This window comes from Bacillus shivajii (assembly GCF_020519665.1).
GTDB lineage: Bacteria > Bacillota > Bacilli > Bacillales > Salisediminibacteriaceae > Bacillus_CA > Bacillus_CA shivajii.
Genome location: NZ_CP084703.1, coordinates 713,497 through 728,601, shown reverse-complemented (window position 1 = coordinate 728,601; position 15,105 = coordinate 713,497). Strand labels below are relative to the sequence as shown.

At 38.7% G+C, this 15,105-nt stretch carries 15 protein-coding genes; all 15 read right to left on the bottom strand.

Annotated elements, in window-relative coordinates; all coding sequences use genetic code 11:
- Positions 1 to 2: 2 nt before the first annotated feature.
- Positions 3 to 1,277: a TRAP transporter large permease gene (locus LGQ02_RS03510; RefSeq protein WP_226516852.1), complete on the bottom strand. Its 1,275-nt coding sequence runs from the start codon at positions 1,275 to 1,277 to the stop codon at positions 3 to 5.
- Entirely contained in the window at positions 1,274 to 1,798 is a 525-nt protein-coding gene (locus tag LGQ02_RS03505; RefSeq protein WP_226516851.1) for a TRAP transporter small permease, read from the bottom strand. The genes LGQ02_RS03510 and LGQ02_RS03505 overlap by 4 nt, the downstream gene beginning before the upstream one ends.
- Before the next feature lie 23 nt (positions 1,799 to 1,821).
- The gene (locus LGQ02_RS03500) at positions 1,822 to 2,838 is read right to left on the bottom strand and encodes a TRAP transporter substrate-binding protein (protein ID WP_226516850.1); all 1,017 of its coding nucleotides are present in this window, start codon (positions 2,836 to 2,838) and stop codon (positions 1,822 to 1,824) included.
- 266 nt (positions 2,839 to 3,104) lie between these two features.
- Positions 3,105 to 4,115, bottom strand: a complete 1,011-nt coding sequence (gene allD / locus LGQ02_RS03495) for an ureidoglycolate dehydrogenase (protein WP_226516849.1) — start codon at positions 4,113 to 4,115, stop codon at positions 3,105 to 3,107.
- 14 nt (positions 4,116 to 4,129) lie between these two features.
- The gene (gene hxlB / locus LGQ02_RS03490) at positions 4,130 to 4,687 is read right to left on the bottom strand and encodes a 6-phospho-3-hexuloisomerase (protein ID WP_226516848.1); all 558 of its coding nucleotides are present in this window, start codon (positions 4,685 to 4,687) and stop codon (positions 4,130 to 4,132) included.
- Positions 4,684 to 5,313 (bottom strand): 3-hexulose-6-phosphate synthase, encoded by a 630-nt coding sequence (gene hxlA / locus LGQ02_RS03485; protein ID WP_319003510.1) that lies wholly within the window; start codon positions 5,311 to 5,313, stop codon positions 4,684 to 4,686. The genes hxlB and hxlA overlap by 4 nt, the downstream gene beginning before the upstream one ends.
- Positions 5,314 to 5,317: 4 nt before the next feature.
- The gene (locus LGQ02_RS03480) at positions 5,318 to 6,238 is read right to left on the bottom strand and encodes a sugar kinase (RefSeq protein ID WP_264184019.1); all 921 of its coding nucleotides are present in this window, start codon (positions 6,236 to 6,238) and stop codon (positions 5,318 to 5,320) included.
- A 61-nt stretch (positions 6,239 to 6,299) separates the two neighbouring features.
- On the bottom strand, positions 6,300 to 7,304 hold the full coding sequence (locus tag LGQ02_RS03475; RefSeq protein ID WP_226516846.1) for a LacI family DNA-binding transcriptional regulator: 1,005 nt from the start codon (positions 7,302 to 7,304) through the stop codon (positions 6,300 to 6,302).
- 1,050 nt (positions 7,305 to 8,354) lie between these two features.
- Positions 8,355 to 9,095 carry an amino acid ABC transporter ATP-binding protein gene (locus tag LGQ02_RS03470; protein WP_226516845.1) on the bottom strand — a complete coding sequence of 247 codons (741 nt, stop codon included), beginning with the start codon at positions 9,093 to 9,095 and terminating at the stop codon, positions 8,355 to 8,357.
- 17 nt (positions 9,096 to 9,112) lie between these two features.
- Entirely contained in the window at positions 9,113 to 9,814 is a 702-nt protein-coding gene (locus LGQ02_RS03465) for an amino acid ABC transporter permease (protein ID WP_226516844.1), read from the bottom strand.
- Positions 9,815 to 9,911: 97 nt separating this feature from the next.
- Positions 9,912 to 10,811 carry a transporter substrate-binding domain-containing protein gene (locus LGQ02_RS03460; protein ID WP_226516843.1) on the bottom strand — a complete coding sequence of 300 codons (900 nt, stop codon included), beginning with the start codon at positions 10,809 to 10,811 and terminating at the stop codon, positions 9,912 to 9,914.
- Between the two features lie 138 nt (positions 10,812 to 10,949).
- Positions 10,950 to 12,485: a spore germination protein gene (locus tag LGQ02_RS03455; RefSeq protein ID WP_226516842.1), complete on the bottom strand. Its 1,536-nt coding sequence runs from the start codon at positions 12,483 to 12,485 to the stop codon at positions 10,950 to 10,952.
- A 31-nt stretch (positions 12,486 to 12,516) separates the two neighbouring features.
- Positions 12,517 to 13,704, bottom strand: coding sequence for a Ger(x)C family spore germination protein (locus tag LGQ02_RS03450; RefSeq protein ID WP_226516841.1), 1,188 nt, complete (start codon positions 13,702 to 13,704; stop codon positions 12,517 to 12,519).
- A complete protein-coding gene (locus tag LGQ02_RS03445; protein ID WP_226516840.1) occupies positions 13,701 to 14,840 on the bottom strand; it encodes a GerAB/ArcD/ProY family transporter in 1,140 nt (379 codons plus the stop codon). Before LGQ02_RS03445 ends, LGQ02_RS03450 begins: the two co-directional genes overlap by 4 nt.
- Complete coding sequence (locus LGQ02_RS03440; protein WP_226516839.1) at positions 14,837 to 15,064, bottom strand: hypothetical protein; 228 nt, start codon at positions 15,062 to 15,064, stop codon at positions 14,837 to 14,839. The genes LGQ02_RS03445 and LGQ02_RS03440 overlap by 4 nt, the downstream gene beginning before the upstream one ends.
- Positions 15,065 to 15,105: the final 41 nt, after the last annotated feature.

Below are 15,105 nucleotides of genomic sequence, written 5' to 3'. Positions count from 1 at the left end.
TATTAGTCAAACAATCCTGGTAGGAATAGCGTGATCTGTGGAATAAATGCAACGAGTAGTAACACTGTTAAACTTACAAATAAGAATGGCATTAATGCTTTCGTTGTATCCCAAATGGATACTTTCCCGATACTTGAAGCAACGAATAAACATACCCCTACTGGAGGTGTTGAAAGACCAATAATTAAGGCAAGAACCATGACAATTCCGAAGTGGACTGGGTCCATACCAACTTGTGTTGCAACCGGTAATAGAACTGGGAATAGAATCACTAACGCTGCAATTGTTTCCATGAATGTTCCTACGAAAAGTAACAATAATAGAATTAATAAAATAACGATAATAGTATTTTCACTAATTCCCATAATCGTATCTGCAACTAATACTGGGATTCGTTCACTCACCATGATCCAACCAAATAAGTTTGCAAATCCAACAAGCATTAAAATGGAAGCTGTACTTACCATCGAATTTAGGATAATCTTAGGGACTTGTGAAATTTTCAATCCACGATAAACAAATAATCCAATTAGTAGTGCATAAATGACTGCCACAATAGAAGCTTCAGTTGGTGTAAAGAAACCTCCTAAAATACCGAATAAAATGATCACTGTCATTAAGATCGCCCAGAAAGCACCGAAGAATGACTTTCCTACAACTGCTATTGGTTTTCGTTCTTGTTTTGGATAATTTCTTTTCACAGAAATGAGATATGCCATAAACATCAGACCTACACCTAATAGCACACCTGGAACTGCTCCTGCTAGGAACAAATCGCCAATTGACACGCTCGCCAATGTTCCGACGATAATTAAAGGTAACGATGGCGGAATAATGGGTCCAATCGTTGAAGACGAAGACGTAACAGCAGCAGCAAAGCTCGAGTCATACCCTTCTTTTTTCATGGCAGGGATCATAACAGAACCTATACTCGCTGTATCGGCTAAGGCTGTTCCGGAAATCCCGGCAAAGCCCATAGAAGACCCAATATTCGCAAGGCCTAATCCTCCTCTTATATGTCCCAGCAAATCGTTGGCGAACTTTATAATTCGCTCTGTTATACCCCCTGCATTCATTAGGTTCCCCGCAAGAATAAATCCAGGGATACATAACAATACGAATGAATTGATTCCAGAGAACATTCGACTCGGAATGATCGTTAAACCAATATCATTGATTAACAAGTAGATAATTGAAGAAATCCCTAAACTAAAAGCAATTGGTACTCCTAAAAACATTAAGAAAAGGAAGGATAAAAATAGTACTAGTGCCATCATTCTTGTTCGCCTCTCTTCCTTTTAGAGAAAATAAATTCATACGCGTTAATAAAAGCGTAAAAACCGATAAATAACATCGAAAGACCAATACTAGCATGAATCCATGACATGTCGATCGCCATCGTCGCAGATGTCTGACCTTGTCCAACTTGCATAAATGTATAACCATGATAGGCAATAAAGAAGCTAGCTGCCACTACGACTAAAGATGTAAATGCCTGATAGTATTTGCTGACCCTCTCAGACATGATGTTATAAATGAAATCGATGCTAATAAATTCATGGCGCTTCATGGCAACTGGTGCCCCAAATGCTACGGCATATATGAATAAAAATCTTGTTAACTCCTCTGTCCATACAGCTGAAAACGGTAAAAACCTTGTTAAGATTTGAATCGTTACAACGACAATAATACCGATAAAACAAAGGGCTGTTAAAGTCTCTAACGTTCGATCTAAAAGTTTTAGCGGCTTCATATTCATCATCGCCTTCCTTTTTAAAGGAGGCATATCAACGCTCATGTTGATACGCCTCAATTACTAATTTATTCTACTTCTAGAATTCTTTCGAATAGCTCAAACTGTTCTTCAGTTAATGAATCTTGAATTGCAGGCTCCATCGCTTCACGGAATGCATCTTGATCAACATCATCATTAAATGTCATACCTAATTCTTCAAGTAAGTTATGGTAATTTTCGATTTCTTCAACAAACAGATCAGCACCATAAGCTTGTGCTTCTTCTGAAGCTTCTAATACAGCTTCTCTCAGTTCATCAGATAGACCTTCCAACGCTTCATTTCCGATAACCATATAGATCCAAGAATAGACATGCTCTGTTAAGTTTACATAGTCTTGAACTTCGTACAGTCCACCACTGTGAATTAAGTCAACAGGGTTTTCTTGGCCATGAATAACTCCTTGCTGTAAGCCAGTAAATACTTCGTTAAAGTCCATTACTTGCGGGTTGGCACCAGCTTCATTCCAAGCGTCCATGAAAATTGGTACGTTTGGTACACGCATTCTAAATCCGCTTAAGTCATCAGGAGTATTAATCGGTTCATTTGATGTTAAGTTTCTTGGCGCACGCTCCATGTAAAATAACGGTGTCACACCAACCTTTTCAACGATCTCTTCTTCAATTTCACGACCGATCTCACCTTCAATGACATTTGTCATGTGCTCTGAGTCTCTAAATGCATATGGTACACCTAGTAATGCCGCTTTCGGTGCCCAGTTTTGCATTGTCTCACCACTAATTAATAATTCTACATTGCCTGCACGAATGTCATTTAATACATCCGTTTCTCCACCAAGTTGGTTGTTTGGATAAATATCAATTTCAATTTGACCTTCTGTCTTTTCATTGACTAACTCAGCAAATTTTTCTGCTGTTTGGTGCCAAATGTGATCTTCAGCTGCTAAATGTCCCATTTGCCAAGAAATTGATTCTCCTGAATCTGCATCGCCGTCTGTTCCATTAGTATCTGCGTCGTCTCCTCCGCATGCTGCTAAAGTTAAGGATAGAGCTGTAACTGCTGTTAACCATTTGAATTTTTTCATTGTTTGTTCCTCCTTGGATGTTAAGGTTTTATACTTTTGGCTTTGTTAAAGCCTATTTTTATCTTCGCTATCGGCGGACGCTTTCCGCAGGCACGGCCTCAACTTCCCAAAACTCATTTTAATCGTTTTGAGTGATTTTCGGCTCGCGCTCTTCCTGCTGGAGTCGCCGCCTATCGCTCGACTACTATAACGACATCAACAATTCATTCTTAAAAAAGACTAAACTTTAACAGAGCTTTATTTTTTAACCGCTTTCATTCCCTGGACTAATTGGCTAAATATTCATAAACCGATTTAGTAATTGACACACCTTCATTTAACGCTTTTTCTTCCTTAAGCTGTTCTGGTTCACCTGGAACTAACACTTTATCAAAGCCTTCTGCTGGTTCAACTTCGTGAATTTCATCAATCATTTGATCCATTGAGTCTAAGAAATCTTCGATATTTGTAAACATGGACGGATTGATCGTAATGATAAAGTGACCTAACTTACGCTTTTGGTCGTAGTCACCATACATTTTCGAAATGCTTGGCCCGAAAGCAGATCCAGTAAGAATTCCTGACATAATATCAACAACCATTCCCATTCCATAACCTTTAGGTCCTGCAAACGGAAGTAATGCTCTTACATCATGTGGATTTGTTGTCGGCTGACCTGATTCGTCTACTCCCCAGTCACTCGGAATGTCGTTACCTGCTTCGCGAGCATGAAGGACTTTACCGAATGCAACGTTACTTGTTGCCATATCTAAAATGACTGGTTTATTCTTCCCTGCTGGGAATCCATAAGCAATTGGGTTTGTCCCAAAGTAAGGTTTCGATCCACCAAATGGAACAACGATATTATCTGTATGCGTTAACGCCATTCCTACTAAATTTTCCTCAGCTGCTTGCTGTACAAAGTATGATAATGCTCCACAGTGGCTACTGTTCGTAATTCCTACCATGCCGATACCATTTGTCTTAGCCATTTTAATCGCTTGGTCCATCGCTTCTTTCGCGACAACATGTCCCATCCCGTCATCACCGTCGAAGATCGCTGAACAAGGGCCAGTTTCTTCAATTTTAAATTCAGGGCTTGGATTTAAACCGCCTTCATTTAGCCTTTTTACGTAATGCTCTGTCCTTAGCACCCCGTGTGAACTTACACCACGTAAATCCGCATGAACAAGAACATCGGCAACTACTTCTGCATTTCCTTGATCTAAAGAGGCTTCTGTTAATTTATTTACGACTAATTCCTTCAACTCGCTTGGAGATAATTTCACATCTGACATATTGTATCTTCCTCCTATTCTAGGTTGGAGTGACGATTTTTCATTTCTTGATGAAAGTCGTTTCCTTTTGATTTGTTTATTGTAAAAATAATGATTGCATCTAACAATAAGTGAAGGCTTTGATCAAATTGATTCCCTAATGGCTGAATCGTATCTGGTTCATCAGGGGGACGATGCTTTGTTGCAGCAGGGACTCTTAATGTCACTTCACTTAATTCGGCTAAAGGCGATTTTCTGTTAGTTGTTACAGCGAGCACTTTCGCTCCAACCTCTTTTGCCTTATTAGCAAATTCGACGATTTGTCCTGTTGTTCCAGAGCCCGAGATCGCTACTAGCAAGTCTCCGCTTTGTATGCTTGGTGTAATTGTTTCACCGACAACATATACATTGAAATCTGCATGCATTAAGCGCATCGCAAAGGCTTTTCCCATCAACCCGGAGCGTCCTTCACCGAGAACAAAAATACGTTTTGCTTTTAGTAGCTCCTCACTTACTCGAAGCGCTTCTGTTTCTTCAAGATTTGAAAGTACTTCTGACACTTCATTCGCTACTTGTTGAATGGTTGATTTCAAGAAGGAATCACTCCTTTCAAGCTTTTAGCTGCCTCTTCTTTGTTAGACGCTTGAGTGATCGCGCTTCCAACAATAATGACATTCGGATGATAACTGATATAGCTTGAGATGGAATCTTCATTAATTCCGCCAGCAACAGCTATTTCGAGATTTGGAGATGTTGCTACCAAATCAAATTGTTGAGTCGTAACCTTTTGACCATCCTTTTGCATATCCTTACCGATGTGAAGGCTGACTAAATCAGCTCCGAGGTCTTCAATTTCTTTGACCCTTTCTTCACTTTCTATCCCAAGTAAGTCAACCATCACTCTTTTGTTATAACGATCAGCTACCTCAAGCATATCTTTAATCGTGCCATCTGCTGCGAATGCCATAACTGTCGTTATATCAGCCCCGGCATTAAAAGCTTGCTCTGCCTCGTGTTTTCCAGCATCACATGTTTTCATATCTGCAACAATTGTATGCTTTGGGTATTTTTCTTTTATTTCTTTAATTATTGAAACACCGTATTCTTTAATGACACCAGTTCCAACTTCAATCCAGTCTATATAATCCTCCGTGCTTTTTAAAATTTGAAAGCATTCTGATTTCGTCAGACGGTCTAAGGCAAGTTGAAGTTTCATCATACGCTTACCTCTCAATCTTTTGTTCATTGTTCACTTTTGCTAGTACATCTTCCACATAAGGTAGACCTTCATTATCTCCAGAAACGGTCACGACCATTGAGCCAATGACATTAGCAAAGTGTAGAGATTCTTCAAGTGACTTGCCATTTAAGTAAGAGTAAACATAGCCGGCATTAAATCCATCACCTGCACCAACCGTATCAACAACACTCTTCGGTTTTACTGGATCTGCATAAACCATCTCACCATTTCGGTATCCGACAGAACCTTCTTCTCCACGCTTTAATACAATATCTTCTACACCATAATCTTTGAAAATTTCGATGTATTCTTCAATTGTTCTTTCACCGAACAAAAGTTCAGCTTCTTCTTCACCCGATAGGACGATATCGACATGAGGCAAGAAATCTAATAGTGTTTTCTTTGCTTCTTCTAATGTCCAGAGCTTAAGTCTTAAGTTTGGATCAAAAGAAACCTTTACTCCATGTTTCTTTGCGATTTCAATCGCATGCTTAATGATGCCAGGATTTTTCTTATCGATTGCCGCAAAAACCCCTGTTATGTGAAGAACTTTCGACTGTTTAATGTAATCTTCAATAATACTTTCTTTCGTTAAAACCGAAGTCGGTGAATTACTTCTGTAATAGAAAGTGCTCCCCGAACCATCCTCTAATATTTCTTTAAAGTTTAACGAAGTTGGGTAACCGTCAACTAACTCCACTTCTGAAGTATCGATCCCTTCCCCTCTCACAAAATTGAGAATATATCTCCCAAATTCGTCTTTTCCAAGTTTACTAATCCAACCTGTATTTAGACCTAACCGTGCACACCCGATCGCAAAGTTGAGCTCTGCTCCACCTACTTTACGCTCGAATGTATGACTGTATCTCATAGGGCCTTTTGTATTTGGATTAAATGTAATCATTGCATCTCCGATTGTTACGATATCTTTGTTCAACTTTAGGCCCTCCTTTCTTGGTATTCTTTTAGCTTGAATTTCTAATATGCAATATAGGTTCATACCTATAAATGTTTCTCTCTGGCACTTGTGCAGGGTGCTTAATAAGCTCGAGCAATAGATGTGCTGCATCTTTCCCCATTTCAAATGCTGGCTGTGCGACTGTTGTAATCGTCGGATTAAATAAGCTTGCAAATGATACTTCATCAATCCCGATAATCGCTAAGTCTTGAGGAATGCTAATCTGTTCTTCCTTTACGACTTTCAACACTTCCATCAGTGCTAAGTCGTTCCCGGCTATTAACGCCTTCGGTGGCTCTGGAAGTGAAAGCATTTCTTTAATAACTTCTTTCATCCTATGCACTTCGACACTTTGTACATATGTTTCGTTCACATCAACACCATTATTATTTAATGCTTCCTTGTATCCTGAGACCCTCTCAATTCTCGGGGTTAACTTACGCTCCAAAGAAGTTGTGACAATCCCAATATCTTTGTATCCGTTTTCAATTAAATGATTAACTGCCAACATACTTGCTTTCTCGTTATCTAGTAAAATACATTTCACTGGGAGATGATCAATAAATCTATCAGCAAAAACTAGTGGGAATTTTTCATCAAGCATTTGATTATATAGATCTAAATTTTCTCCCGTTGGAAAAACAATGAGTCCATCTACTTGTTTAGCCCTTAGCATCTCAATGTATTTCCGTTCTTTTTCAGGATCATCATCGGCATTACAGACGATGACATGAAAATCATGCTCGTGACAATAATCTTCAATTGCTCGAATGACTTGAGTTGAAAATGTGTGTAGGATGTTCGCGACGATCACGCCTATTGTCGAAGTCTTTTTTTGCTTTAAGCTTCGTGCAACGTAATTAGGTTGATACCCTAACACTTTTATCGCTTGCTCAATTCTATTTTTTGTTTCCTCTCCCATATAGTCATAGCGCTTGTTAATATACTGAGAGACAGTGCTTTTTGAAACATTTGCTTCTGTTGCAACATCTTGCATTGTAACCCTTTTCATGTTTACGCCTCTTTCTACTAAAAAACACTTTAGTAAATCGGTTTAGTAAATCGGTTTAGTGAAAGTATAAATGAAAACGGATTCAAAAATCAATAGTATTTTTTAAAAATTTAGATTGAAAAATTTAGATGCTATATTTGTTTTTTTATTTATTAAATGAATCAATTTCATAATATGTTTTTTGCACAATGAAACGAATGATATGATAAATTTTTTCATTAAATGTACGTTTTATCTCGAAGTGAACGTAAGAAAAGACGGCGACTCCAGAGGATCAGCGACGAGCAATACTTCTTCGAACTGCTCCGAGCTGCGACGAGTAACCGCAGGAGCAACGAGCTGAAGATCCACTTAGGCGAAGAATTGTCGAGCCTAAGTTAGCTGAAGACAAGCCCTCGGGAAAGCGTCCGTCTGAAGTGGAGTTCACGCTCATCATTCGGAATTTCGCACCTTATTTTGAGTTATGAAATTGATTAAACCCCTTAAAGATAAAGCTTTGTTAAAGGCTATTGATGATTTTTCAAAATTATACTCATTTGCACCTATAGACATTTAACATAGCCAAAATAAAAAAGGCACCTTGATTAACAAGTGCCTTTTTAGCGTTCATAAAAACAACCCTACCTATGATCAATTTGTACCCAACTTATTTGAGAATGAAAACGGCCTTTTCCATAGGCTGTTTTCTAAAAGATTGCTCCTGCGATTACTCGTCGCAGGTAAAGAGTGTTGCTTTTAGTAAAAAATTAATTTTTTCGAATCCGTTACAGGCGACCGCTTTCACCTCTAGGCACAAGTGCGACATCCGTTCATGCTTCACTTCGTTTGCATTCACGGTGTCTTCTTTGCCGCGGGCACGGCTTCAGCTAAACAAGGAAGTTCCTGTCTCTTCCTCTACAAGCAATGCTTTGAAGCTGTATCCGTCGAGACAACTCGAAGCTTACTCGTGAAGCTGATGCTCGTCGCTGGAGTCGCCGCCTTTCACTTCTTTAAGTTATTAAAAAGCAACAATTTATACGAAAAGAGCCTTTCCATAAAAATACATACACCTTATTCACTTAATAACTGTAAGAACTCCTTCGTCCTTTGCTTGTTCGGACTCTCTAACACATCTTTTGCATTCCCGCTTTCTACAATATACCCGCCATCCATAAAGAATACTTTATCTGCAACTCTCCTAGCAAAGTTCATTTCATGTGTAACAATTACCATTGTTTGCCCTTCTTTTGCCAATGCTTCAATGACTCGAAGAACTTCTCGAACCAATTGAGGGTCTAATGCCGACGTCGGTTCATCAAATAATAGGACCTCAGGATTCATCATTAACGACCGGGCAATGGCAGCACGTTGCTGCTGTCCACCGGACAATGAATCGGGATACTTATCTTTATGTTCGAACATCCCGACTTTTTTTAAAAGCTTTTCACCTTCTGTTACTAAAGAATCTCTTTTCCTTCTTTGCACGATTAATGGGGCTTCAATAATATTTTCGATGACCGTCTTATGTGGAAATAAATGAAACCCTTGAAAGACCATCCCAGAGTATTTACGTAACTCATTCTTTTCTTTTTTTCCGAGTTTCTTTTCACTAAACTTGACGTTTTTATCCCCAATAGTAATCGAACCATGGTTAGGTATTTCTAATAGATTTAAGCAACGGAGTAGTGTCGTTTTTCCTGATCCCGAAGGGCCAATTAAACAAACAACTTCCCCTTTTTTTACATTAAAATCAATCGATTCGAGGACGGTATTCTCACCAAAAGACTTTTTTAAATTGTGCACATCAATCATGACAAACAGCCCCCTTTTTATGTTTTATTTAAATATCGGTTATAACGTTTTTCTAGTCGATCTTGGAAATGACCAATAATAATACAGATGACCCAATAAATAAGGGCTGCTGTTATGTACATTGTCATACTTTCATACGTTCTTCCAGCAATGAGGCGTGCTCCATACAAAAGTTCATGAACAGTAATGACAGATGCTAAAGATGTACCTTTGACAACATCAAGAAAAATATTAAAGGTTGGCGGTAATGCGATTCTTGTAGCTTGTGGAATAATGATTCTTCGCATCGTTTGCCAATACCCCATCTGTAATGCAGCGGCTGACTCCCATTGTCCTCTTGGAACAGACATTAATGCAGAACGAATGACTTCAGCATTATAAGCGGCAAAGTTTAAACTAATTCCGACAATCCCTGCTGTTATCGCACTATTAAATTGAATGCCGATTACTGGTAAGCCATAATATAAAATAAATAAAAACACGAGTAACGGCGTTCCACGCATAAAAGAAATATAAATACGCGCTGGCCATCTTAAAAACCAAAAATTTGACATACGAGCCATAGCTAAAAACAATCCTAAAACGAGTGCAAAAAACATACTAATTAATGCGATAAAAAGTGTAATTTTAGCAGCATCTAATAAAAATGGGAGGGAGTCCCACGCTAATTGTGGATCATAAAGATGCTCCCAGTGAATGTCTCTAAACCATTCAACCATAATGAATCCTCCTTTCCAAAACTGCTTTTCTATCCAAAACGTGAATCTAAATTGTAAAAAGAGATACAAGGACAACCTTGTATCTCCCTTACCATCCTTAGTTTCCTTCTAAACTAACAACCTCACCTTGATCGACAGGCTGAGATGCATCTGCTCCGAAGAACTCTTGTGATAATTCTGCAACTGTGCCATCTTCTTTCATTTCTTGCAGAACTTCATCAATGACTTCTTTCAATGAATAATTTCCTTTTAGCATTGGAAATGCACTTTCGGTTGCATGGAATTTCACTTGATCAGCGACAGCTAAGCGTTCATCACCAAAACCTTCTAATGTTCGGTGTAAGACAAGTACATCATTTAAGTAGGCATCTTGATTTTCATTAATGATATCTCTTAAGATTGCATCAACACCACCGTCATAAGCTGTCCCGTCAGCCCCAATGTTTTCCGCGAAAATCGCATAGTTACTTGTTAAAGAACCAAGTGCAACAGGAACCCCTTCTAAATCATGCGCTGATTCAAAACGATCGAGGTCATCTGAACGAACAATCACCGAACCATAAGAAAACTTATACGGTTCTGTAAAAGTAAAGATTTCCTCTCGTTCTTCTGTGATTGCAAAATCATTTGAAGCAATATCAATCTGCCCGTTTCTTAACGCAGGAAGGATCCCATCAAAATCCATCGTGCTAAATTCCACTTCTACGCCTAAGCGCTCTCCGATTTCACGCATCATCTCAACATCAAAACCTGTTAATTCATTACTTTCATCGTGAAATGTAACTGGAGCATATGTACCTGATGTTCCTACAACAAGTTTGCCAGCTTCTTGAACATCTTGCCATAACGTATCTTCCCCATTGGCAGTTTCCTCTGTTTCTTCTGTATCACCTTGTGATGCTTCTTGCTGCTCTGTGTCATCGGCTGTACCACAAGCTGCAATCAACATAATCGTTGATATTGATAACATTGATAAAAACGTCTTCAAAACACCCATCCCCCTATTCCTTATAATTCATAGTTGTTTAATCAGATTTATAGATTATATTGTAACATCACCGTGAGCTTCGAGCAACAATTTTTTTAGCGAAAAGCCCTCCCAAAAATTAATTTGAAGAGGGCGTTAAACTTCCATCTACCCTTTCTTTTCCGAGTCCTTTGAATGAGTTGAATCATTTCGTAAATGATTAATTGTTAACGGAACTCGGATCACGGTATCAAGCAAGTCAAACAATCGATATGGTGCGAAAGGAGACGTATAATAGCTTCCGAAGCTCCGTAAGCCAACAAGGTGAATGTTGATCATAATATAGCCAACAATGACCCCAAATAAACCAAAAGTTGCAGCAGCAATCATCAAAAAGAACCTTAACATTCTAAGTGCAATACTGACATTGTAAGCAGGAATTGCAAACGATGAAATCGCGGTTAATGCTACAACAATGACCATGATTGGATTAACAATTCCAGCTCGTACAGCCGCATCACCAATGACTAAACCTCCAACAATACCAATCGTCGACCCAACAGCACGTGGCAAACGTATCCCTGCTTCTCGCAACATTTCTAACGTAAATTCCATTAAAAACGCTTCAATATAAGATGGAAAGGGAACCCCTTCTCTTCCTCCGGCAATTGATAATGCTAACGTTGTTGGGATCATCCCTTGATGAAAGGAGACCATTGAGATATACAGTGCTGGTAAAAATAACGCAATAAATCCAGCAATATAACGTAAAACACGAATAAGTGTACCTATTTGCCACCTGTCATAATAATCTTCCGAAGACTTAAATAATTGTTCCAACGTTATTGGGGTCAGCAAGGAGAACGGGGTGCCATCAAGAATGATAATGACTTGCCCGTTTTGTAACGCTGACGCTGTTTTATCAGGGCGTTCTGTCTGCAAAATTTGTGGAAAAGGAGACAGGACATTATCCTCAATTAATTGTTCAACCGTTCCTGACTCAGGAATGTTATCGACATCTACACAAGAAATTCTGTACCGTACTTCTTCAACTAGCGCATCATTTACAACTCCCTTTAAATACAGCAAAGCGAAATCAGATTTTGAACGTCGACCTAACTGACCTAGTTGTACCGTTAAATTTGGATCACGAACTCTTCGGCGGATGAGTAACACGTTTGTCTGCAAGCTTTCTGTAAAACCGTCACGCGGGCCCCGAACAACGATTTCACTCTCTGGTTCTTCCACACTTCGTTCCATATTATACTGCCTAGAACCTATAACAATCAGTTTCTCTAACCCTTGTATGAATAGTAGTGATTCCCCAGACATGAACGGCAAAACAGCCTCATCGAAGTTATCCTTTACCTCGATCTCAGTAAAATGAATCGTTTCTTGCAATAGCTTGTCTAAAAAACCTGCACCATGAAGGCCACTTATATCATCTTCAGAAAGACGGTGCTGCAATGGTTTTATGACAAATTCATCTAATTCCTTCCTGTTCGTCAAACCATCAATGAAGAAGACCACCGCATCAATTGTATTTCCTATCTTAAAGTCATACTGAATGATATCGTCGCTTTCACCAAATATGTTCTTTAATGATTGAACAGTTGTATTTAAGTCTGTCGAAAGCTCCATATCATACTCGTTTGTCTTTCTTACATCATCCTTTGAAAGTTTATGAAACAATTTATTAAGCACCCACGCCACCTCCTTTTTTCAACCCTTTTTTTTACTCCATACTTTCGATTAACATATAATTACGAATTTCGACTTCCGCATTCACCGTAATATTTGCTTTTGCGAATTGTCCACCTTCCCCATCCCAATTCTCTTCAACTTCTTTCCAATACGAATAGTCTTGGATCTTCACTTCTCTCCAAAATTCAAATACATCTGCATAATACTCTGTTTGCATTTTTTCTATTATATTGTTGACTTGCCTTTCAATTTCCTCATCAATCGCTTCTTCTAATTTCTTGATCATTTCTTCATCTAACTCTTCTTGTTCATGTATCCACGATTCACCGAACATTCCTTCTGACCTAATTTCAACTGTAAAATGATTTTCATCATTCTTACGTTCAAACTCCACTTGCGAATGCACACCATCAGCTTCATATATAAAGAGTTCTTCTTCTTCAAAAGGAACTTCAAGAATACCCCCTGCGACATCTTCACTGATCCAGTTATAACCAGAAATATCACCATCACCTAACCAACCTAACATTTCCTTCGTTCCACCTAAGAAGACAGCCGCACCACCCATTTTCAAATCTCCCCCCTTTCCTTTAATGATCCTTGGGAGGAGAAAACTATGATCCCCCATCATTAATGTTGTCACGTCTCCTAAATCTTTTGGTAAAAGCATTTGAAAAGCAAGCCCTGGATGTTCGTTGTTTTCACGCATCATATCCATCGATATGGCAGGGTTATCTTCTAATGGGAGTTTATCTGCGAGTACATCACACGCTGGCCCTTCTGAAATTAACACCATAATATTTCTTCGCATCTCGTGATCACGGGCATACAAATCTAATAGATGCGCTAGTATACCTTCAGTAACTAATTCATCGGATATGACAATGACTTTTAAATGTTCGAAAAACAATCTGCGACTTCTCCGTTTTGATATATTCCGAACCGTTCTGAAGTTTGCTAATCCGCTAGTTGTCACATTAAAAAAAGCCTTTTCCCCCGTTGTCTCTTCATCTTCAGCCATTGCTCCAGGAACGGCGACTTGAAACGTTGAGCTAAACCGTCTTTTATGACTGCCCCCAGTGTCGTCGTTGTTTTCACCTTTTTCAGGATCAATCGCTACAGCCATAACAAAGCCAAGTTCATCAATCTCTTCTTGGTCCCAACAGCCTGTTTGTATACATAAGCATAAAAGGAGGATCAAAATGATTACTCTCTTCATCCTTCTACCTCCTGTTCGTTCTTGTGTTTTTTGTTGTTTCTATACCAAACAGTCAAATATCCACATATTATGCCAATAAAAATATTAATAAATCCCGAATAGGCAATCCATTCACTGAATGTACCGAGTTCAATAAAAGACTTCGGTAAAAATGCAATAATGTAAAAGGAAAAAATTAAAAAGGCCACGATCCACTTTTTCTTTTTCACCCATGGAAAGAATTCTTTTTTTACGAGGTTTGCACTGAGTAAAAAGGTAATTGTAAACGTATTAAACATCGACATCACCCAAATCGTCACAAAAAGGGGGGCGGCTCGTTCGAAAATGCCACCTGGAATTTCTACTTCTTTAACTATTTCAATGAGTGGAAACGTATATTGTTGTGTTGCTTCTAAACCAAAAGCGGCGAACGCCATAATGATAATGAAAAGATATATAAGCGAAATAAAAACGATAGAAACGAGTAATGGTTTGGCTCGGATATCAGGTTTTTTCATATAAGCCATAAAAAAAAATAAAATTTCAATTCCTAAAAAGGCAAACATCGTTTCTTTTAACCCAATAAACACTGGCGTGAACCCTTCTGCTAATACTGGACGCAAGTGAGTTAACTCTAGTTCAGGAATCTCAAAAGAAAGAATGAAAAATAGGAAAAAAGTTACGAAAGGAGTAAACATCAAGTTAAGATGGACAATGCCTTGAACCCCTTTTGATACGGCATAAGCAGATAATAGTAAAAGGATCATCATAATCACTTCATTCGGGGTGTTTATTAATAAATAAATATCAATAACGATCGTTAAAAAACGACACATATAAGCGGTGAGACATGCGAAATAAAGAAGAAACGAAAACGCGAGCAATTTACTAACCCACTTTCCCACTTTTCCTTCAGCTAAATATTGAATGAGAGTTCTTCCAGGGAAGTTCTGATGCAAACGAACGATTAACCAAACGATCACCATCACAAGCAATCCGCTGATCATTAAAGAAAGCCATCCATCTGGTGTGTCCATTTCAGATGCTAGACCGCGAGGAAGAACAATGATTCCTGTTCCGATGATCATCGCAATTAAGCTGATACTAATTTCTAGCTGACCTATTTGATATACGGGCGGTTGTTCGGATGCCTTCACTTCGACGTTTCTCCTTTCTTATTTTTATCGTTCCATTCGTCAATCAATTGCTTTCGCTTACGTAAATTTTCTTCTCTTTTCCATGGAGTCTCTAAAACGTTATTTAGTTTGTTTACTATCGCTTGGACGATTAAGACAATAATTGCTGTTGCAACTGCAAACATAAATACCGATCGCTCAGGTAAAAAGCCAAAGATTCGGTCCATCAACACACTCCACTCCATCTTCCACCCCTCCATTTCCGATCTATTATTGTATTTTCTTT